25 protein-coding genes and 1 pseudogene are annotated in these 20,154 nt (G+C 61.2%); 18 read left to right on the top strand and 8 right to left on the bottom strand.

Translation table 11 applies throughout. From position 1 onward, the window contains the following. Positions 1-51: 51 nt before the first annotated feature. The 4 genes from ku (at position 52) to NKH17_RS21395 (ending at position 3,367) form a co-directional block, all read left to right on the top strand. Entirely contained in the window at positions 52-885 is an 834-nt protein-coding gene (gene ku, locus NKH17_RS21380) for a non-homologous end joining protein Ku (RefSeq protein ID WP_352898368.1), read from the top strand. 93 nt (positions 886-978) lie between these two features. Then, the gene (locus NKH17_RS21385; protein WP_352476936.1) at positions 979-2,379 is read left to right on the top strand and encodes a PAS domain-containing HWE histidine kinase family protein; all 1,401 of its coding nucleotides are present in this window, start codon (positions 979-981) and stop codon (positions 2,377-2,379) included. Between the two features lie 69 nt (positions 2,380-2,448). Beyond that, complete coding sequence (locus tag NKH17_RS21390; RefSeq protein ID WP_352476935.1) at positions 2,449-2,820, top strand: avidin/streptavidin family protein; 372 nt, start codon at positions 2,449-2,451, stop codon at positions 2,818-2,820. 130 nt (positions 2,821-2,950) lie between these two features. Next, positions 2,951-3,367, top strand: coding sequence for an HD domain-containing protein (locus tag NKH17_RS21395; RefSeq protein WP_352898364.1), 417 nt, complete (start codon positions 2,951-2,953; stop codon positions 3,365-3,367). A 174-nt stretch (positions 3,368-3,541) separates the two neighbouring features. Here the strand turns inward: NKH17_RS21395 and NKH17_RS21400 are convergent. Beyond that, positions 3,542-3,802: pseudogene (locus tag NKH17_RS21400) on the bottom strand (DUF427 domain-containing protein); the annotation flags it as partial. Positions 3,803-3,983: 181 nt separating this feature from the next. Between NKH17_RS21400 and NKH17_RS21405 the strand changes: the two are divergent. The 8 genes from NKH17_RS21405 (at position 3,984) to NKH17_RS21440 (ending at position 10,650) form a co-directional block, all read left to right on the top strand. Beyond that, positions 3,984-4,799 (top strand): endonuclease/exonuclease/phosphatase family protein, encoded by an 816-nt coding sequence (locus tag NKH17_RS21405; protein ID WP_302893445.1) that lies wholly within the window; start codon positions 3,984-3,986, stop codon positions 4,797-4,799. Positions 4,800-4,862: 63 nt separating this feature from the next. Continuing rightward, positions 4,863-6,263, top strand: coding sequence for a phospholipase D family protein (locus NKH17_RS21410; protein ID WP_352898361.1), 1,401 nt, complete (start codon positions 4,863-4,865; stop codon positions 6,261-6,263). Positions 6,264-6,346: 83 nt separating this feature from the next. Continuing rightward, positions 6,347-6,526, top strand: a complete 180-nt coding sequence (locus NKH17_RS21415; protein ID WP_352898359.1) for a hypothetical protein — start codon at positions 6,347-6,349, stop codon at positions 6,524-6,526. Between the two features lie 210 nt (positions 6,527-6,736). Beyond that, positions 6,737-7,039 carry a hypothetical protein gene (locus tag NKH17_RS21420; protein WP_352898356.1) on the top strand — a complete coding sequence of 101 codons (303 nt, stop codon included), beginning with the start codon at positions 6,737-6,739 and terminating at the stop codon, positions 7,037-7,039. A 190-nt stretch (positions 7,040-7,229) separates the two neighbouring features. After that, positions 7,230-8,201: an SDR family oxidoreductase gene (locus NKH17_RS21425; protein WP_352898353.1), complete on the top strand. Its 972-nt coding sequence runs from the start codon at positions 7,230-7,232 to the stop codon at positions 8,199-8,201. Between the two features lie 4 nt (positions 8,202-8,205). After that, complete coding sequence (locus tag NKH17_RS21430) at positions 8,206-9,921, top strand: HAD family hydrolase (RefSeq protein ID WP_352898351.1); 1,716 nt, start codon at positions 8,206-8,208, stop codon at positions 9,919-9,921. A 108-nt stretch (positions 9,922-10,029) separates the two neighbouring features. Beyond that, on the top strand, positions 10,030-10,182 hold the full coding sequence (locus NKH17_RS21435; RefSeq protein ID WP_254815765.1) for a peptide ABC transporter permease: 153 nt from the start codon (positions 10,030-10,032) through the stop codon (positions 10,180-10,182). 24 nt (positions 10,183-10,206) lie between these two features. Next, positions 10,207-10,650: a PPC domain-containing DNA-binding protein gene (locus NKH17_RS21440; protein WP_352879217.1), complete on the top strand. Its 444-nt coding sequence runs from the start codon at positions 10,207-10,209 to the stop codon at positions 10,648-10,650. Positions 10,651-10,660: 10 nt separating this feature from the next. On the opposite strand, the gene NKH17_RS21445 is transcribed toward NKH17_RS21440, so the two are convergent. Both NKH17_RS21445 and NKH17_RS21450 read right to left on the bottom strand, forming a co-directional pair. Then, positions 10,661-11,923 (bottom strand): DUF763 domain-containing protein, encoded by a 1,263-nt coding sequence (locus NKH17_RS21445; protein ID WP_352898348.1) that lies wholly within the window; start codon positions 11,921-11,923, stop codon positions 10,661-10,663. 103 nt (positions 11,924-12,026) lie between these two features. Then, positions 12,027-12,731 carry an MgtC/SapB family protein gene (locus NKH17_RS21450; protein WP_352898347.1) on the bottom strand — a complete coding sequence of 235 codons (705 nt, stop codon included), beginning with the start codon at positions 12,729-12,731 and terminating at the stop codon, positions 12,027-12,029. A 225-nt stretch (positions 12,732-12,956) separates the two neighbouring features. Between NKH17_RS21450 and NKH17_RS21455 the strand changes: the two genes are divergently transcribed. Further along, positions 12,957-13,124 (top strand): hypothetical protein, encoded by a 168-nt coding sequence (locus tag NKH17_RS21455; RefSeq protein WP_254815761.1) that lies wholly within the window; start codon positions 12,957-12,959, stop codon positions 13,122-13,124. Positions 13,125-13,154: 30 nt separating this feature from the next. After that, positions 13,155-14,153 carry an ATP-dependent DNA ligase gene (locus NKH17_RS21460; protein ID WP_352898343.1) on the top strand — a complete coding sequence of 333 codons (999 nt, stop codon included), beginning with the start codon at positions 13,155-13,157 and terminating at the stop codon, positions 14,151-14,153. 135 nt (positions 14,154-14,288) lie between these two features. Here NKH17_RS21460 and NKH17_RS21465 read toward each other — a convergent pair whose 3' ends face one another. Further along, entirely contained in the window at positions 14,289-14,816 is a 528-nt protein-coding gene (locus tag NKH17_RS21465; protein WP_254815759.1) for a YciE/YciF ferroxidase family protein, read from the bottom strand. A 168-nt stretch (positions 14,817-14,984) separates the two neighbouring features. Further along, positions 14,985-15,734 (bottom strand): Crp/Fnr family transcriptional regulator, encoded by a 750-nt coding sequence (locus NKH17_RS21470; RefSeq protein WP_352803187.1) that lies wholly within the window; start codon positions 15,732-15,734, stop codon positions 14,985-14,987. 498 nt (positions 15,735-16,232) lie between these two features. On the opposite strand from NKH17_RS21470, the gene NKH17_RS21475 reads away from it, so the two are divergent. Beyond that, positions 16,233-16,430: a hypothetical protein gene (locus NKH17_RS21475; RefSeq protein WP_254815757.1), complete on the top strand. Its 198-nt coding sequence runs from the start codon at positions 16,233-16,235 to the stop codon at positions 16,428-16,430. A gap of 291 nt (positions 16,431-16,721) precedes the next feature. Here NKH17_RS21475 and NKH17_RS21480 read toward each other — a convergent pair whose 3' ends face one another. Further along, positions 16,722-16,886 (bottom strand): DUF3309 family protein, encoded by a 165-nt coding sequence (locus NKH17_RS21480; RefSeq protein ID WP_023677107.1) that lies wholly within the window; start codon positions 16,884-16,886, stop codon positions 16,722-16,724. 308 nt (positions 16,887-17,194) lie between these two features. Here NKH17_RS21480 and NKH17_RS21485 point away from each other — a divergent pair, with 308 nt between their 5' ends. Next, positions 17,195-17,506, top strand: coding sequence for a hypothetical protein (locus tag NKH17_RS21485; protein WP_352803185.1), 312 nt, complete (start codon positions 17,195-17,197; stop codon positions 17,504-17,506). Positions 17,507-17,676: 170 nt separating this feature from the next. On the opposite strand, the gene NKH17_RS21490 is transcribed toward NKH17_RS21485, so the two are convergent. Then, positions 17,677-17,820 (bottom strand): hypothetical protein, encoded by a 144-nt coding sequence (locus NKH17_RS21490; protein WP_352898339.1) that lies wholly within the window; start codon positions 17,818-17,820, stop codon positions 17,677-17,679. 231 nt (positions 17,821-18,051) lie between these two features. Here NKH17_RS21490 and NKH17_RS21495 point away from each other — a divergent pair, with 231 nt between their 5' ends. Next, positions 18,052-18,606 carry a DUF4142 domain-containing protein gene (locus tag NKH17_RS21495; protein ID WP_352507057.1) on the top strand — a complete coding sequence of 185 codons (555 nt, stop codon included), beginning with the start codon at positions 18,052-18,054 and terminating at the stop codon, positions 18,604-18,606. A gap of 232 nt (positions 18,607-18,838) precedes the next feature. Then, positions 18,839-19,081: a polymerase gene (locus NKH17_RS21500; protein WP_352803177.1), complete on the top strand. Its 243-nt coding sequence runs from the start codon at positions 18,839-18,841 to the stop codon at positions 19,079-19,081. 117 nt (positions 19,082-19,198) lie between these two features. Here NKH17_RS21500 and NKH17_RS21505 read toward each other — a convergent pair whose 3' ends face one another. After that, positions 19,199-19,987: a DUF1236 domain-containing protein gene (locus NKH17_RS21505; protein ID WP_352647978.1), complete on the bottom strand. Its 789-nt coding sequence runs from the start codon at positions 19,985-19,987 to the stop codon at positions 19,199-19,201. Positions 19,988-20,154 lie beyond the last annotated feature (167 nt).

A 20,154-nucleotide genomic window follows, 5' to 3' on the forward strand; every position in this document is an offset into this window, starting at 1 on the left:
AACGATTTCGGCTCGCAGCCGTTCCGTCCGTTCGGCAAATGAGTGATTGACATGGCGACGCCGCGAGCTGCCTGGAAGGGCTTTATGAAAGTCGGATCGGTTTCCTGTGGCGTCAAGATCATCGGCGCCGTCAGCGAGGCCGAGAAAGTGCATTTCAGGATCCTGAACCGCAAGGACGGTCTCCCGGTCAAGAGCGCTTATATCGACGAGGAGACCGGCGATACGGTGGAGGCTGCCGACCAGGTAAAGGGCTATGAAGTCGAGAAGGGCGAATTCATCCGCATAGAGCCGGACGAAATCAAGAAACTAAAGATGGTATCGCAGCACACGCTCGAGATCGGCGAGTTTGTGCCCACCGCCGAAATCGACGCACGCTACCTCGAAAAGCCCTATTATCTGGTCCCGGCCGACGCGCCCTCCACTGAGGCTTTCGCGGTGATCCGGGACGCCATGGCCAGGAAGAAAGTGGCAGCCCGCTCCTGCGTCGTGCTGTACCAGCGAGGCCGAGAGGTGCTGATCCAGCCGCTGGGCAAGGGCATGGTGATGACGGAATTACGCAACCACAATGAAGTGGTCGCAACCGACGCGGTGTTCGAAGGACTGAAGGCTCGCAAGTCCGATCCCGAGATGCTGGAAATCGCGCAATTGCTGATCGACAAGAAGCCCGCCAAATTCGACCCGTCGAAGTTCGACGACACTTATGAACAGGCGCTGGTTGCGATGATCGAAGCCAAGCGCAAGGGCAAGAAACCGCCCAAGCCGGCACCTGCGCCGAGGACGAATGTCGTCAACCTCGCCGATATTCTGCGCAGAAGCCTGGCGCAGGAAGGCGGCAAGGCGCCTAACAAAGGCCCGGGAACGGCCGCGAAACGCAGATCAGCCTGAATGTCCGAAAGCGGATCGAACGGAACCGAAAACGCTCGCGCGCATTTAGATGACGTAGCAATCCGTCGGCAAGCCAAGCGGAGCGGGGGACTGGTGGACGTCGTTGAACTAAAGACTGGCGGAATCCCGCAAGTTTCCTCCGCCGATCTGATGCAGGCGTTGCCTGTGGCTGTCTACACCACCGACAGACAAGGCTACGTCACCTTCTTCAATGAAGCCGCTGCCGATCTCTGGGGATATCGTCCGGTTATCGGCCAGGACCGCTGGTGCGGATCATGGAAGCTTCGCCACCTCGACGGACGGCCGATGGCGCACGACGAATGTCCGATGGCCGTTGCCTTGCTGGAGGAGCGGGACGTTCCTGGGGGCCGGGCGATCGCCGAGCGGCCGGACGGCCAGTTCATCCCGTTCAGCGCGCATCCGGTCCTGCTTCGCGATGCGAACGGTGAGGTCGTCGGCGCCATCAACACCTTGCTCGACCTGCGCACCCAGGCACTGGCTGACGACGCCAGCATAAGGCTCGCTGCCATCGTCGAATCTTCGATGGACGCGATCGTGTCGAAAGACCTGAACGGAATTATCACCAGCTGGAACGACGCGGCACAACGCCTGTTCGGCTACACGCCCGCGGAGGCGATCGGTCGCCCAGTGACGATGCTCATCCCGCCCGACCACCTGGATGAGGAGGCCATGATCATCAGCCGCATTCGCGCCGGCGAACGGATTCCTTCATATGAGACTATCCGGCAGCGCAAGGACGGCACCCTGGTTCCGGTTTCGCTCACCATCTCGCCGATACGCGACGGCACTGGGCGTATCGTCGGCGCTTCCAAGATCGCGCGCGACATCAGCCCGCACAAGGACAGCGAACGGCGTATCCGCACACTCATGCGCGAAGTCAACCATCGCGTTAAAAACCAGTATTCGGTGATCGTCTCGATGATCCGCGAGACCAGCAAGCTGGCGGGTACGCCAGAGGCTTTCCTTTCCCAGGTCCGGGAACGCATCATGGCACTTTCGGAATCACACGATCTGCTGGTCGATGCCGAATGGCGTGGCGCGACTATCGGCGAACTAATCCATGCCCAGACCAAGGCCTTCGCGACACAGGCCAGGCTGTCGATGAGCGGGCCGATGATCATGCTGCAGCCGAATGCGGTGCAATATCTCGGCATTGCCTTTCACGAGCTGGCCACCAATTCGGTAAAGCACGGAGCGCTGTCGCGCCTCGACGGGCGGGTCGAGGTCGAATGGACCGTGACGCCAGCCGCCGATGGCAGCGACGGCTTCCGCCTTGTCTGGCGGGAACTGGACGGACCATTGGTCGATGAAAACACGCGACGCGGTTTCGGAACGGTCGTGCTCAAACGCGTCACCCCGCAGGCGCTCAGCGGCACCGGCCGCCTGGAATTTGAGAGGCACGGCATCACCTGGACGCTGGAAGCGCCGCTGCGCTTCGTTCAGATGTCGATGGCTGGCATTGCGGCTGATTGAAGGCCGCTACCGCGGCTTGGAGGCCGTGTGCCAACGTAATCCCTATGGCAGCAATCAGGAGGAGCCGCGATGAGTTGGCTGGGCACCTGGCGGAACCAGTACGGGTCGGTCGTCGAACTGACCAGCGAAGAGGGCGGACGGATCCGCGGAACCTTCAGGACGGCGCTGGAGGACAGCGCCTTCTTCGGCACGACGGTGCCGCTGTTCGGAGCCTGCCATGGAGATGTCATCGGATTCACCTGCGCGGCCGAAGGGCGTGTCGGAGCCGCAGCGGTGAGCTATACCGGCATCCTCAGGGAGGGGAAGCTGGAGATGCTATGGCACACCGTTGCGGATGCCGCTTTGTCGGCGGAAAAGGAAGGGGCGCCGGCCCGAGCCAGGAAACTCCCCGCCTGGCGTGCCTTTGGAACCAGCCTCGACAGTTTTGAACGCGTCTCCTGATTATCGCGCCCGCCACCGCGGCATTCAGCTCGCAAGCGAGGCAGCAGGGTCCCGCGGCGCGTAGGAACTCGCACTGACAATGGCGCGTTGGTGCGCCAGGACATGCGCTGTTCGTTACGGGATCGACCCAATGAGCGTGCTTTATCGCGCGGCGAAAATCGCCGAACAGGCTCATGCCGGGCAGACGGACAAGAGAGGGCGGCCTTATATCGAACATTGCCGCCGGGTCGTCGATGCCGTCGAAACGCTCGACCAGAAAGCCATCGCTTATCTTCACGACGTCATCGAAAAAGGCGACGGTTGGAATCGCGACCGGCTTGAGGCGGCCGGGTTCGGGCCGTCCATCGTATCGGCCGTCGACGCACTGACGCGGCGGCCGAACGAGGACGATTCCGTGTTCGTTCGCAGGGCTGCGGCCAACCCGCTGGCGTTGCCGGTCAAACGCGCCGATCTCGCCGACAATCTATGGCAGGCACGGCAGATCGGGGTCTCGACAGCGAAATATGAAGACGGCTTGCGCATTCTCAGAGAAGAGTTCGCGACCTGACGGAAAGCTGACGGCTGTCGCGATGTGGGTTCTATTCGGTGACGTGCGGCGTATGCCGCTTGTCCTCCGCGGGATCGGCCTCAATCCGCGCCCGGCCGGGATCGAACGCGCCGCGATCGCCAGTGCCGGGGTGTCGGGCGTCTCGTAGGCCCACATGAAGTCTTCTGCCGACGAGCCGACCGCATGAACACGCCAATAACTTGCCGTGCCCTTCAGCGGGCTGTGGCTCGTTGTGTTTGTCTTCTCCAGAAGGTCGAAATAGATGTCCTCGAAGGGTATGTAGAAGACAGGATCATGACCTTCTTCGTAGAGCAGCTTTGCCCGCGCGCTCGACGCAATAATGGCGTCGGAGAACCGAACGGTTACGGTTCCATCGAACGGGACAATCCTGACCGGGCCTGAGCGGGGGGCGGAATTTGCGGCTAAGGGCTGCATTCGACTTCTCCGTTGACTGCGCTGCCCTCCCGAAACGTGTTGTTGCCCGTCAGGGTTCCAGACCGCGGGCGCGCCGACGCCGGCGGTGGAACGGTTTTACAAGGTCGTCGTTGTTTCAGACCTCCGCACGCGCCATAATCGCAATGGCCGCCACTCGCCGACTCAAAAGCAAATGGATCAGATGCTGGATCGATCGCCTACCCTTCCAAGGTCGCTTGGCGCTGCGCTGCGAAGGGAAGTGCCGCGGTTTACGGCGCCCGGCAATGAAATTTCGTGCACCACGGTTGCATCCTACAATGTGCATAAATGCGTCGGCACCGACGGCAGGTTCGATCCGGAGCGGGTCGCAGCCGTGGTCAAGGAACTCGACGCCGACATCATTGCTTTGCAGGAGGCCGACGAAAGAACCGGAAGCAGGCAGGGTTTGCTCGATCTCGCAGCGCTCGAGCGGGACAGCGACCTCGTCCCCACACATGTCCCGGAAAACCGCCGCAGCCATGGCTGGCACGGCAATCTGATCCTGGCGCGCCGCGGCGTGGTCGAAAGCGTGAACCAGATCCGGCTGCCCGGCCTTGAGCCGCGCGGTGCGGTCATCGCGGATCTGGAGCTGAAGGGCGTCTCGCTCAGGATCATAGCCGCACATTTTGGCCTGCTGCGGCGGTCGCGCTCGCAGCAGGCCAACGCGCTGGTCGAAGCCACGCACCCGGTTCTGCGGCCAACCATCCTGCTCGGCGACCTCAACGAATGGCGCGTCCGCAACAGGTCTTCGCTGTTGGCCCTGCTGCCGCATTTCGGTCCGATCGATGCGGTTCTGCCGAGCTTTCCGTCGCGCTTTCCGCTTTTTGCGCTCGACCGCATCCTGGCCAGGCCGCCGCACCTGATTTCCAGCATCGAGGTGCACAAGACGCCGCTGGCGCAGCGCGCTTCGGATCATCTGCCGATCAAGGCCCGGCTGAACCTGGACGCGATACGGCAGCCGCGACTGCAACCAGAATGAACCTGAAGGGTTGTTAGTCAGATTTCAGACGGTTTGCTTCGCTGATGTTTGTCGGTGCACTTCATGGATACAGCCATTTCGCGGTTTGCCCGGGACAAGATCGCGGCCGGCAATAGCGGGTTGCTGCTGATCGCCGACAATTATGACGCGTTTGCCGCGCGAATCCTTGCGGCGCGCAGTGCCACCAGCAGCCTCGACCTGATGTACTATCTCTGGCACGACGACCATAGCGGCCGGCTGCTGATGCAGGAGGTCGTCAAGGCGGCGGAGCGCGGTGTCCGCGTCCGCATGCTGCTGGACGATATCAATCCGCGCAACAGCGACGCCGCTTACCTGGCGCTCAACAGCTACAAGAACATCGAGCTGAGGCTGTTCAACCCCAGCGGCATGAGGAACGGCAGCATCTTTCGCTCGCTGGAGATGGTCGCCCGGCTGTTTGCGATGACCCGCCGCATGCACAACAAGGCCTGGATCGCCGATGAGGGCCTGGCCATTGTCGGAGGAAGAAACATCGGCGACGCCTATTTCGACGCTGCGGAGACGAATTTTCGCGATCTCGACCTGTTGCTTCTCGGTCCTGCCGTAGGGCAGACGATGCAGATCTTCGAGGCGTTCTGGAGTTGCGAGGCGGCAAAGCCGATCGAACTGCTCAACCCGGCTGCAGCGGGCTCGCGCGCCGATTTCCTCGACAATCTCGATGCGACCGCGGACGGCCAGCTTTTGAACAGCCTCAGTGCCTGGCGCACGATCACGGAGTTCATTGTAGCGCACAGCGACGTCTGCTGGACGAAAGGCGTTCGCGTCATTTCCGATCCGCCGGAAAAGGTGCGCGGCAAGAGGCGCAGAAACTGGCTGACAAAGGAGCTGCTTCCCGCTATCGCGGCGACCAGGCAGCGCCTCGAAATTGTCTCGCCCTATTTCATCCCCAGCCGCACCGGGTTGGCCATCCTGTCGAAGCTGGTGGACCGTGGCGCCGAGGTTGCAATCCTGACCAACTCGCTCGCCGCGACGGACGTCGCCGCCGTGCACGGCGCCTATGCCAAATACCGCCGCAAGCTGCTAAAAAAAGGTATCCAGCTTTTCGAATTGCAGCCCTTCGACCGCCAGGCCAACATCTCCGTTTTCGGTTCAAAGGGAGCCAGCCTGCATACCAAGGCCTTCACGGTCGACGACACGCTGGGGTTTGTCGGTTCCTTCAATTTCGATCCGCGTTCGGTGTCGTTGAATGCGGAAATGGGCGTGCTTTTCCACGATACCAATCTGGTGAGGGAGTTGCGCCGGCTGTTCGAGCACGAAAAGTCACCGCAGACGAGCTACCAGCTGGTCCTGGACAAAGGCGCCTTGCTGTGGCTCGGCTTGGCGGATGGCGAGATGCGGCAATATTCGCGTGAACCGGAGGCCAGTCTCTATCGGCGCATCATTGCAGTGCTGGTTGGGTGCCTGCCGATCGAATCGCAATTGTAGAAGCGACGGATTTGTCGGAACGCGACTCTTTGTCGGAACGGAAATGCGGGATCACGAGTTGTAATCCGGTCCGGAGCATGCCGATGAAGACCACGCTATACAGTTTTCTTGCCGAGCTCTTGCCGTTCTGGATGGCGCACAAACGCAAAATGCGCGCCGACCGTGTCGCTGAGCGGCCGACCCGATCTGCCGCAGGTGACGATGTTCGGCCGTCAGGCGACCCGAACCGCGCAACACCGGCGCGACGGCGCAACACGTCTTAGGGCGGGATGCCTGCAAATTACATCCCGCTCCAACCGTCTGGTTAGCCGCACTTCTGTGAGGACAAATGATTTCCCTTGGCTGCAAAAGCTCTAGCTCCTTGGCGATCACGCTATTGTCAAGTATCGCTATTTGAAATCCGGCGTTGCCAAGCATCCATTTTGCAGCACGTACGTTAATGGCACTACAGTTTGCCGCTACAGGTGAGCACCATGAGTGCTAATGCGATAGAATTCTTGCAGGACTGGATTCACGAAAACGTTCATGTGCCGCCGCCTCCGATCAGGCTTGAAAAGGAGGCGGAAATCCTCGCCAGGGAATGTAAGCAAGAGGCGGCCAACGCCGGGGTACCCATCGAAGACATCGAGGAAGAGGTTGGCGACCTCAAGGATCTGCTCGTCGCCAAGCTCGAAGACGCAGCCGAGGACGAGGCCAGGCAACGCAATGGCAAGGGCAGCGACATGAATAGGACGGCTGGAGCCAGCGGTCGGGCGACACTGCAGAACAATCTGTGATTCAGGGCGGGCCGGACAAATGCGCCGCTGAGGACGCCGCAATCTCCTGGGCAATTTCAGCGGGTTCGTACTGCGGCGGGTTGCCGTGGCTCAGACTTCGCACGATCCGCTCCGGACTGAAGGAATGACGCCATGCCATAAACTTTTTCGCCGGACATGCGTTGTTGGGTTTCAAGCCAGGGAGATGACCATGCAGATGAAATCGGAAATCGCCGGCGAGGCCGCCAAGCAGCGGCATATCCAGCGCCGTATCGACGAGATGGACAAGTCCAAATCCAATGGCAAGCAAAAAGGCGCCATGCAGGCCGGCGCCCGCAAATATCCCGAGCCGCCCTTCCCCGAGCAGCACCAGCCGAAGCCGGGGCATGAATGGGCGATCGAGCCGGCGCCGCTTTATGATGCGCCATTTTATATCGGATCGAAAAAGCTCGACGGCAAAGTGGCCGTCATTACCGGCGGCGATTCAGGCATCGGCCGTGCGGTGGCCGTGCTCTATGCGCGTGAAGGCGCCGATGTGGCGATCGTCTATCTCTCGGAGGACAAGGACGCCGAAGAGACCAAAAGGGCCGTCGAAGCCGAAGGCCGGCGCTGCATCCTGATCAAGGCCGATGTCAGCGAACGCGACCACTGCCACAACGCGGTGGCTGAGATCGTGCAGGAGTTTGGGCGCATCGACGTGCTGGTCAACAACGCCGCTTTCCAGATCCACTCCAGCGATTTCAGCGAGCTGACTGAGGAGCATTTCGACACGACGCTGAAGACCAACCTCTACGGCTATTTCCACATGGCGCAGGAGGCGGTACCGCACATGAAGCCCGGTTCGGCAATCATCAATACCGGCTCCGTGACCGGCATCGAGGGCTCGAAGCAACTGGTCGACTACTCCATGACCAAGGGCGGCATTCATGCCTTCACCCGCGCGCTCTCAGGCAACCTTGTCGACAAGGGCATAAGGGTCAACGCCGTGGCGCCGGGGCCGGTTTGGACGCCGCTCAACCCCTCGGACAAGGAAGCCGGCGATGTTTCGAAATTTGGCGCGGATACGCCGATGAAACGGCCGGCCCAGCCGGAGGAGATCGCGCCGGCCTACGTGTTCCTCGCCTCGCCACACTGCTCGAGCTATATCACCGGCGAGATATTGCCGATCGTGGGCGGCTACTGACGGCATGTATTTCATTGCCCTGGCCACTGACTATGACGGCACGCTGGCGCATGAAGGGATCGTTGCCGAGAAGACGCTTGCGGCGCTTGAACGCTTCAAGAAGAGCGGCCGCAAACTCATTCTCGTCACCGGGCGCGAGCTGCCCGACCTCAGACGCGTCTTTCCCGAAGTCGCGATCTTCGACAAGGTCGTCGCCGAAAACGGCGCGTTGATCTACACGCCGGCCAGCGAGGAGGAGCGGACGATATCTCCGCCGCCCGCCCCCGAGCTCATCGCCAAACTCAGGAAACGCGGTGTCAAACCGCTTTCGGTCGGACGCTCGATCGTCGCAACCTGGGAACCGCATCAGGCTACCGCGCTCGAGGTCATCAAGAAATTGGGGCTGGAGCTGGAAATCATCTTCAACAAGGGCGCGGTGATGATCCTGCCCAGCGGCATCAACAAGGCGACCGGCCTGACAGCCGCGCTTCAGGACCTCAGATTGTCGCCGCACAACGTCGTCGGTGTCGGCGACGCCGAAAACGACCACGCCTTCCTGCGCGCCTGCGGCTTCAGCGTCGCCGTCGACAACGCACTGCCGGCAGTCAAGGAAACGGCGGATCTCGTGACACGCGGCGCGCGCGGAAAAGGCGTCGAGGAACTGATCGCCAAGGTGGTGGAGCGCGATCGCGAGCTTGTGCCGAGCCGCGACGGCATTGTGCTTGGCTCGGAGGACGGCAAGGAGGTGTATCTGTCGCCAACCGATACGGTGCTGATCGCCGGGAGCTCCGGCATCGGCAAATCGACCCTGGCGACCGCACTGACGGAGCGCTTCGTCGAGAGAAAGTTCCAGTTCTGCATCTTCGATCCGGAAGGCGACTACGATGGCCTCGAAGGCGCAGTCCGGCTGGGCGACGGCTCGAACGCGCCGACGAAAACGCAATTGCTCGATCTCCTGGAGAAGCCTGACAACAATCTTGTCGTCAATGGCCTGGCGCTGCGCGTCAACGAGCGGCCGGACTTCTTTGCCGACCTGCTGCCGGGCCTCGGCAGTCTTCGTTTCCGTACGGCACGACCGCACTGGCTGATCATCGACGAGGCGCATCACCTCCTGCCGAAGCGGCGCGACGATACCCCAATGGTGCTGGCGATGGAATTGCCCGGCACGATCCTGATCACGGTTCATCCGGACGCGATCTCAACCGATGCATTGCGGCTGGTCACCGCCGTCATCGCACTCGGCCCCAAGGCAAAAAAGGTCATCAAGACGTTCTGCCGCGAGACCGGCACCGAACCGCCAAAGGACAAGGATCTGAGCTCGCCAAAAGACGAGCGCGTGCTGTTCTGGCGGCCGCAGGCGCACAAGAAACCTGCCATGGTCGAGCCGATCGAGCCGCGGCAGTCGCTCAAGCGCCACAGCCGCAAATATGCCGAGGGCCAGCTCGACGAGAAGGGCAGCTTCTATTTCCGCGGCCCCGACAATGCAATGAACCTCCGCGCCCATAATCTGATGATTTTCGCCCAGATCGCCGAGGGCATCGACGACAGGACCTGGGAACATCATCTGCGCGCCGGCGACTATTCCGAATGGTTTCGCCACCAGATCAGGGACAAGGAACTGGCGCGCGAGACCGCGGAGGCGGAGAAAGACGGCACACTTTCGGCGCAGGAGAGCCGCAACCACATCCTGGACGCAGTGCGCCGCCGCTATACCGCGCCCGCCACCGCGCCAAAGGAATAGATGCAAACGGCGCCCAGCCGTGGAACCTCATCCGCCAAACGAAATTGTGTTCTATCGGGCGCCAGATCCAATCAAATGCCGAATAATTGCCCCGGAAAGAGATGATGGATGAGCAGCGACCCGGACAAGAATGGTCCTGTCTTTTCGGCGGAGCAGGCGCGGCAGGGCGAGATCATCCTGCGGACGCGGGCGCGCCGGATCATTTTCATCGCCGGCCTGGTGGGTCTCGTCTTTCTGGCATTGCTGGTGTGGTGGGTTTGAATTCCTGACGGCTGGAGCGAAATCATGAAATCACAGCTTGTTGCCGAAAGCGCCGGGCAGAGAACGTTCGTCGTTGTGCTTGATCCCGGCGAAGAGGCGTTTGCGCAGCTGACGTCGTTTGCGGTCGAGCGTGGCGTCGGCGGCGCGTCGCTGACTGCGCTCGGCGCTTTCGAAAGGGCAACCGTCGGCTGGTTCGACCCTGGAGAAAGGACCTACCGGAAAATCCCCATCCAGGAACAGTGCGAAGTGCTGAGCGCGATCGGCGATGTTGCCATCGGCGACGACGGCAGGCCCAGCCTGCACGTCCACGCAGTCCTTGGATTGAGTGACGGCACCACGAGGGGCGGTCATCTGCTGGACGGAATCGTGCGGCCGACGCTCGAGGTCACATTGGTGGAGACGCCTGGCCATCTGCGCCGCAGGCATCGTCCCGAACTCGGCGTCGCCCTGATCGACCTGGAGCCTTGATCTGAGCCGATCACTTCGTTGATTTGACTGCGGCCGTTTCGGGTACACCCTCCCAACCGAAGACGCTGCGGCCGCCGAGCAGATGCGATTGCTCGAACTCCCCGGCGACGATTTCCTTCAGGCTTGGGCCGGTGACATAGCGCTCGACCTGCCGCGACTGGTCGTCCAGCCGCCGCAAGGCGCCGATCTCTTCGTCACGGCCGAGCCTGGCCTTGTGGACAGCCGACTTCAGCACGCCGATCGTCTCGTCATAGACCTTCAGCGGCACAGGGAGCGGGTGCCTGTCCTTGCCGCCATGCGCCAGCGAGAAGCGTCCTGGATCGGAAAAACGGCACGGCGCGCCATGCACGACTTCGGCGACCAACGCCAGCGCCCGCACCGTGCGCGCGCCGACATTGGGCACCAGGAGAAGCTCGGCGAAATCCGTCGGGCCGCGCTCAGCCGCCGCGGCGATGTTGCCGTGCAGGCGGCGCATGACGACATCACTTTCGCGCACATCGTGGTGCGCCGGCATGACCAGATGCGGCAGCAGCTTTTGTGCGGGCTCCGGCGCTGGCGCCGAACCCCGCTCCAAAGCGGCAAGTTCCCTCACGATGCGATCCGGTCCAAGGCCGTGCAGAAGGTCCAGTTGTCCCTGGCGCGACGCTTCGGCGCGGCGGTCGGTCAGGTTGACGATCTCGCCCTGATTGGCGCCCTCGATGGCAGCATGCGGCTGGTCGACAAAGCTCTTCAGGCCCTCGGACAGCCAGTGATAGCGGCGCGCCACCTTGCTGTCGCCGTTCATGCCTTGCTGCACCACCACCCACTTGCCGTCGTCGGTGACGATAAAGCCGTGCAGATAGAGATCGAAACCGTCCTGGACCGCGGCGCTGTCCACCTTGGCGACAAGCCGGCTGGCAGTCGCGAGGCCTTGCCCGTCGAGGCCGACACGCTCGCCGATCAGGGCGAGCTCATGCGGGGTCTTGCGCGAATGGGCGCCGCGGCCGCCGCAAACGTGGATGCCGAGTTCGCCGGAAAGCGGCGACAGCCCGCGCTTCAACGCCCCGACGACGCTGGTGGTGATGCCGGAGGAATGCCAGTCCATCCCCATCACGGCGCCAAAAGACTGGAACCAGAACGGATGCGCCAGCCGGCGCAGCAATTCATCGCGGCCGTAATGGTGGATGATCGCCTCGCACATGACCGCGCCAAGCCGCGTCATGCGGTCGCCGAGCCATTTCGGTACGCGCCCGCCGTGAAGTGGGAGATCAGCACTTCCCGATCGCTGTGCCACGGTCTTTTGCTTGCTCCTTGAGTCCTGCCTCGACAGATAGGTATCGAAAGGGGTGTGGAGAAGCTATGGCCTGATTCAGGCCGCGATCGTTGCAAGCCGCCAGCTAGCGGGCAGGTTCGCTGAGGAGATCAAACTTCTGGATCTCGCAATGCTCGCCCACCGATTCCAGCAGATCTATTGGCGGTGCGCCAGTGTCCGGCCGCCTCCAACTGATCTCGAACGAGAAAACAGGGTCTTTGATATCCGGGCGCCTCTCTATCGCGACGAGGCGTGCACGGTAACCAAGCGGCCCGATCATCGTATCGAGTTCCTGTCGGGCTGCGGCCTTCCAGGTCACCGCCAACTGGGCGTGGTGTTCGCGCGAAATTCGAAGATCCACCCATTTCAGGACGAGCAAGGTGGCCAGCGTCAGTGCCGTGCCGGCCGCGCCCAAGCCGCATTGGCCACCACCGAAAGCCAATCCGATCGCCGTCATCACCCACAATGTGGCCGCCGTGGTGACGCCGCTGACAAGACTGCCACGGCGAAGAATGGCGCCACCGCCGATAAAGCCGACGCCGGTCAGCACGCCCAGCGGAAAGCGCAAGACGTCCATCGATGCAAACGAATCCGGGTGCTTGCCAACGGTTCCCAGCAGAATGCTGGCCTGGACCATTGCGATGGCGGCCGCCAACCCGACCAGCACGGTGGTGCGTAGCCCCGCCGCGTGCCCGCGCGCTTCCCGGTTGAGGCCTATCAACAGGCCGGCGAGCGCGGTCAGAAGTAGTCGTGCCGCGATGTCCTGCCAAACCGGAACAACGAGGAGCATCGCGGTCACCCGTCGGGCCAGGCGCTGCTGGCCAGGAATAGCGCCATGGTCAAAGCGAACAAGGGCAAGAGCGTCTTCATCGCAAATTCTTTTCGTCGATAGGCAACAAACGATGCGCCTGGATTTTGGTTGCGCCGCCGACGATTCACCCGGCGATGGGCAGCGGCGGAACAAAACCTTCGGCCTGCGGGTTGGTGGGTTCACGCCAACGAAGGATTTGCAGTCATGGTCCGCTTGCTGCTTGCTGGAGCCGTCGCTTATCTGGCCTATCGCATCACCAAGGAGATCGGTGGATCCGGCGAGGTCGATCCGCTGTCGCCTTCAGCCGACCAAGCCGGCCGCAAGGCGCCGAGGCGGCAAAGCGGGGCACAGAGGAATGGCCGACGGCGGTAGCGAATGGCGTAGCGGCGGCGCGGACTAGCCATGACCGCATTTCCGTTGCCGCTCGACCTTCGTCCGATGGAAGCCAAAGCCGCCGATGCAATTCCTGGCGGCGACGGGCTTTGGCAATACGAGCCGAAATGGGACGGGTTTCGCTGCCTCGCGTTCAAGGGCGACGATGCCGTCGACCTGCGAGCAAAATCGGGCAAGCCGCTTGGCCGCTATTTTCCCGAACTGGTCGCGGCGCTGCGCGATGTGAGCTCGCGACGGTTTGTTGCCGACGGCGAGATCGTCATCGAGGTCGACGGATCGTCCTCGTTCGAGGCCCTGCAAATGCGCCTTCACCCCGCCGAAAGCAGGATCCGCAAGTTGAGCCTCGAGACGCCCGCCATGCTGGTCCTGTTCGATATGCTGGCCGAACCCGGCGGCAGGATCATCATCGAAGAGCCTCTCACCACCAGGAGGCAGGCGATTGAGGCCTTTGTCGCGACGGCGGCACGGCCCGAACTGCACCTGTCCAAATATACGCACGACGCCGCTACCGCCGAGCGCTGGCTGCAGGGCGCCGGCCACGGCTCCACCGACGGTGTTGTTGCAAAACTGATCGCCGGGCCATACCGGCCCGGCGAGCGCGCCATGGTCAAGGTCAAGCGACTGCGCACTGCGGATTGCGTGGTCGGCGGCTTTCGCTATCTCGCCGGCAGCAACGAAGTCGGATCCCTGCTGCTTGGCCTCTACAATAACGAAGGCAGGCTGGACCATGTCGGGTTCACCTCGACCATCGGCAAGGACGACAGGGCAGCATTGACCAGACGGCTGGAAAAACTGCGGGCCAAACCGGGTTTCACCGGCAAGGCGCCGGGCGGACCAAGCCGCTGGAGCACGGAGCGGAGCGGACAATGGGAACCGATAAAGCCTGAACTGGTGGTCGAGGTTCGGTTCGACCATGTGACAGGGGACCGGTTCCGGCACGGGACAAAGCTGTTGCGCTGGCGGCCGGACAAGGAGCCCCGGCAATGCACGTTCGAGCAGATCGAGTAAGTCCGCTCCGAGGCACCGCTTCAAGGTTCTAGCCGCCGGCTCTACCGTTCATGACGGACCAATGCAGAATTCACCGGTTCGCCGCGGCCAACCGAGCCTTGGCAACATTTCCGAGGCTCGGTTGCGGTTTTGAAATCAAGCGGCTTCTTGCATTGCGCGTTCGTTGACACCGCTTTCGCCGAGCTTGGAAAGCGCTTCGTCGGTCGCGACCTCTTCCTTGAGAGTTGCCCTGAGCAGCTCGACAACATCGCTCTTGCCAAGTTCTTCCGCCCACGCGATCAAAGTGCCGTAGCGAGCGATCTCGTAATGTTCGACAGCTTGCGCCGCACCGACAAGCCCGGCGTCGAGCGCGGGAGCACCATTATACTCCTCGAGCATTTCCGAGCCCTCTTCGATGATGCCGTCAATCGCCGGACAGGTTTTGCCGCGGGCCGGCTTGCCGAATTTCTCGAACACCTCCTCGAGGCGGTCGACATGTCCTTCGGTTTCCATGCGGTGTTTCTCGAAAGCGGCGGTCACTTCTTCCGACTCCGCTCCCTTGGCCATTTTGGGCAGCGCTTTCAGTATCTTCTTCTCGGCGTAGTAGAGGTCTTTGAGCCCGTCGAGGAACAGATCCTCAAGGCCCTTGCTTGCCGCCTTCGCGGCCTTTTTCGTGGTCGCCATGATCCTCTCCCGAATGGTAGGTGCCGCCTCGCAAAGTGGAGGTGTCCGATAACCCTCCGACGGGAAACAAGTTCCCTGACGCTACGGGAGCTTTGAAAATTTTTTCCGACCCGCGTGTGGTGTCGCAAGGGCCTCGACCTGCGGCAGCAATCGGCGAGGAAAGCGCCGTCAGCGCTCGCCGATATGCTCGACCAGGCGGATGTATTCGGCCTCGGCCAAGCCGTAGCCGCCATCTGCCAGTGCGACGAGACCATCGCGGTCGCGGATGATAATTTCGCCGCGACGGGACCGGATGAGCCCTCGCCCCTCAAGCAGCTGCAGCGCGACCGTGACACCCGGGCGCCTTACGCCAAGCATGATCGACAGGAATTCGTGAGTGATCGTCAGCCGGCCGCCGTCCACCCGATCGTCACACATGAGCAGCCAGCGCGCCAGCCGGTCTTCAAGTTTCGATCGCGCGTTAACCAGCGCGGTAAAGCCAGTCTGTACATGCAGATATTGCACGTAGCGCAGCAAGAACAGCCGCAGCGTCGGGCTTTGTGTCAGCGCCGCTTTGAACGGCTCGGCGTCGATCTTGGCGGCTTCTCCCGCCAGCTGCACATAGCAATCATGGACCGTACGGTCGTCGCCCATTATCAGGGCCGAGCCGGTCATACCTTCCAAGCCGACAACGCCAACTTCCGCATCGCTGCCGTTCGGCATTTTCGCAACCACGGAACCGATACCCTCCTCGAGGAAATAAATGGCCTCGATCGGCGATCCGGACACTTCGAGCGATTGCCGTAACTCCAGCGGACAGCGCTCGATGTGCGGCTCGAGAGAAGCGAAATCGCCGGCGCTCATTCGGCGCAACAGCTTGTTTTTGTATGGATTTTTATTCGAATATGGATTCTTATTGGAAGTTGCTGGATCAGACATAGCTGGGCCCAAAACAGGGCAAGAGCTTTTTTATCTCCCAGCCGTCCGCGCCCGGTATAACCTGCGAACGATAGCGCTTATATAAGCACTGAAAGGTATGGAGCCTACTAAATAAAAAAATGAATCGATGCACGGCAGTTCTCCTGCCGCTTGCCTACGAAAACATCCGACTGAAAGTTAGAGTTGGAAACGTACCAAAGACGGCTTGGTACGAAAACGACAATTGAGATCGCCGGGCGCAAAAGAGCCCGTCGCGAGGGATGCAACGGGCTCCATTCGGGCGTCGTGGGCTACGCCCAGTGATCCAAATGAGGGTGGGTTGGATCGCAGCAACAATGCAGGTGCAAGACAGTCGTTCCCAAACTGTCTGCTTGGTAATTTCTGTACATTGAGTTTGGACGAGAGCGGCGCTAATTGAATTGGAGTCGTCCACACAGGCATGGCGAGTGGACGCTTGAAAGACGCTTAGCGCTTTCGCCCTTTTCAAGGGAGGATGGCATGTCGATGCAAGGTGCAGCAACTCCAGCCGAACTGAGCGTGCTGAGAAAAGCGCTCGACGACTGCTGCCGCGAGTTGGGTGTTGCGGACGACAGTCCTGTCCGCGAGCGGTTGGCAGCCCGTATCATGTCGCTGTTCAACGAGGGTGTGCTCAGCGCCGATCTGAAAGAAGCGCTGGCCGCCGATCGCCAACACTAAGCTGCTGCTATGGCGGCGTCCTCGGCGCCGAAAGGTTCGGGCACCGAGTCGCCCTTTCTGGCCAGGGTCCCGGTTTGCCAAGGATCTTGGAAATCTTGTCTTTTCACGACAAAACGCCCGGCGCTTATTACCAAGCGGCAGGCGTTTTTGTCGCGAGCGTGACACTAACGCGTGTCGCGCTTGACCGGCCTCATGCGATGCACTTTAGGTTCCTGTTTTATGCATGTCGTTATCACAAAACCGCTGCACACCCTCGGTCAAGCCCGAGGGCATGCTTTTGCGCGACATGCATCAAATGCGCCCAAGCAGGACCAGGATAATGACGATAAGCAGCACCAAGCCGAGGCCGCCACCACCGTAATAGCCGGTGCCATAGAACGGTCCGCCGCCCAAGCCGCTGAAGCCGCCAAGCAAGGCAAGGACCAAGATGATGATGAGAATGGTTCCAAGGCCCATGATGTCTGCTCTCCTTGTTTGCGCTGCCGCCATTCGCATCAGCGCGTCGCATTGTACAAAGGTATGAACTCGCAAGAAGCATTCCTGTTCCGGCGGGACGGTAAGGCGTACACTCATGCGGCGAGCAAAATGCCGGGCCGTGCCGTCAGAAAAGTTCACAGATGCATGCCGGCGGAGAATGGCATGGCGGCCGCCTTGAACACCTGAGAAGATGCTGAAATTCATGGGGAATTTGTCGGAACCTTCGCCCGCCCGAACGGTTGTTTTCGTAGTCGCAACGCGACGACCCTCGTAAAAGGAGAAGCATCATGCTCACGAAAATTCTCGCAGCTTCCGCGCTTACGATCGGTCTGGCCACGTCAGCGATGGCCCAGAACGTCGGCGATCCCTCCGGAGACGCTACCGACGGCAGCGGGCGGACGATCGTAGCCCCGAATAATGGCGGCCCGGACACCGGCACGGATTCGACCATCACCAACAGCATTCGCGATTTCTCAACGACGAATTCGAATGCCGACCGGAATTGCCCGCCAGGCCCGCAGGGGGCTCTGCCTGATGCGACCGGCAAGGCTCCTGGCACGATGGCCCCGACGGTTAACGACAACCACTGCGGCAAGTAAGCGCCCGGTGATCACAGCCTGACCAGGCCGCGGAGCATAGGCTCCGCGGCCTGTTGGTTTTTGCCGCAAATTAGCGCCTAACGGCCGCGGTGGTCAAAACTGACCGCGATCTCCCGACCGTCCAACGCGCGAACGATGAAGCCAACCAGCTCCTCGTCGGTTTGCCGGAACTAGGGAAAGCGTCTGCGCAAATCGGCTATGACGACGGTGGTCGAGAGAATATCGCCGGAATGGTAGTCGGCCATGACGGTATGAATGGCTTTGTCGGTTTCCATACCAAGCGGCGACTTGACCTGCCCCACGGAAGCCTCCACCCATCTCTCCCGGCCAACGATAGCAAGACCGCGGCAAAGCGAAAGAGCTTGTACGATTGCGTACGATCTCGCCGCGTGCGTTGCAATTTGCGGGACGCAGCCGGCGTCCTTTGTTTTGCGTTTCCAAACTATTGTCTGGCGTCGCGGCGGCTCTGGCGCCACGACCAGGCAACCTCGCTGCAGCTTCCGCGTTGAGCCATCGAGGGATGACATCAGCCTCGGAGAGCTCCCATGAAAACACTTCTATCCATCACTGCGGCAGCGATGATGGCCGGCGCGCCTTTGGTTGCTTTTGCCCAATCGGCGACGCTGACGCCTCTAACGACCGACACCATGAGCAAGGTTGACACTGCGACGTTCGTCAAGACGGTGCCCATCGCCAATACATTCGAAATCGAATCGAGCCGACTTGCGCAGACGCAGGCGAAGGCCGACGACGTAAAAGCCTTCGCGGCGCAAATGGTCACGGACCACACCAAGGCCGACGAGGAGTTCAAGGCGGCGCTCAGCAAGGGTCAGACGACTTCGGCCACCGCGCCAGCCGGCCCGCCGCTGGACACCAAGCACCAGGCGCTGCTCGACCAACTCAAGGAGGCCAGCGGGGACAGCTTCCAATCGAAATACATCGACATGCAGACCCAGGCGCATAAGGAAGCGGTGGCGCTGTTTTCCGCTTACGCAAATTCCGGCGACGATCCGGCGATGAAGGAATTTGCCAAAAAGACGCTGCCGGTGCTGCAAATGCACGAACGTCACGTGAAGGATCTCGCTGCCGCGCATCAATGAGGGCGACGACCGCCAGCGGTTTCGCCAACGGAGACGCCGAGCTTGAAGGGAGCGGCCGTCGTCGGCCCGGGAACAAAGTACCGAGAGTGCCGTTATTCACTTGGCCTATTCCCGGGAGGATCCAATGGGAGGCGGCATTCGCGAGGTGCCGAGGGCAGTAGAGCTGGGTTTCGGCACCGTTCCGATTGCCGCTGTCACAGGCTGAATCGATTTCCGGCCGGGACAGGTTACCATGCGCTACGGCGAGATATTTGCAAACGCAACGGCGCTCTTGTTGGTGGCGCTGATGGTTGGCGGCATCTTCATCTTGTTTGGAGAACCGCTGTGGCCGCGGCACTACGCGAGAATGGTGCTGGTCCCGAATATTGATGCCATGGCCACTGCGTCATTCCGAACAAGGTGCGCTCCAAGTCCATGCTTGCCCGACACCATCGATCAGACCATGCTGGCTCCTCGCCCCGAGGACGGGCCGTGATCTGCGATTTGCAGACGCTGCAACGCTGTGGAGTGGGATGCGGTAAGGCCCGCCGCGCAAGTCGCGCCGCGGGCTTACCGGTGCAATCAAACGGTCTTGCAAACCGTCCGGCTACAACTAGGTCAGGATAAGCACGATCTTGTAGGTATTCGGATCGACGATGACGATTCGGCCATCGGCCAGCACGAAATATTCATAGGATTCGTAAGCCGGAACAATCTTGACGATGCGCGCCGGCAGACGATGCAGCCGGACCTTCTTTCGCGGAACCTCGACGCCGACAGAGATGTCGAAATCGACATTGGAAACCGGTTGGACATTCGTTTCCTTGATGACCTGGGTAATCTCTGTCTTCTGTTCAACGGTCACATTGCTGATGGAAGCGGTCGAACTCTGGTCCTGCGTCTGCGTAGAGGCGTTGCCCTGAGTCTGCTCGCTGGTCGTGGTCCCAGTCTTGCCCTGAGCCTGCTCCTCGGTCTTCATTTTCGTGTTGCCTTGGGCCTGCTCGGTAGTGGTGGTTCCGGTTTTGCCCTGGGCCTGCTCGTCGGTTTTCATTTTGGTGTTGCCCGTGGCCTGCTGGTCAGTCGTGGCGCCAGCCTTGCCCTGAGCTTGCTCGTCGGTCTTCATTTTCGGCTTGCCCTGAGCCTGCTGGTCAGTCGTAGCGCCAGCCTTGCCCTGGGCTTGCTCGTCGGTCTTCAGCTTTTTGTTGCCCTGCGCCTGTTGTTCAGTCGTAGCGCCGGCCTTGCCCTGGGCCTGCTCGCCCATCTTGGCGCCATTTGGACAGTTGGCAGTGCCGGCTGCGCAATTGGCGCCGGACTGGTCGTCGGTCGACTGCTGCGTCTGGGCAAGTGCCGCTCCGCAGCTGACGCTGATTGCTAGCATGCTGGTGATCAGAACGCCTTTCATCAGAGATCTCCTTGGAAAATGCGTCCCTTCACCGCGTAAAACTGCGGCTAAAAAACTTTGTTCCAAATTAACCGAGCGAAACGGCAAGCGATCCGAGCGGCGGAACAAGCTCTACCCGGTGACGTTACCGACCTAGCGACCCCGTTGCGAACGGCATGACGCCGCGC

The sequence above is a fragment of the Mesorhizobium sp. M1334 genome, assembly GCF_040317995.1.
Classification (GTDB): Bacteria; Pseudomonadota; Alphaproteobacteria; order Rhizobiales; family Rhizobiaceae; genus Mesorhizobium.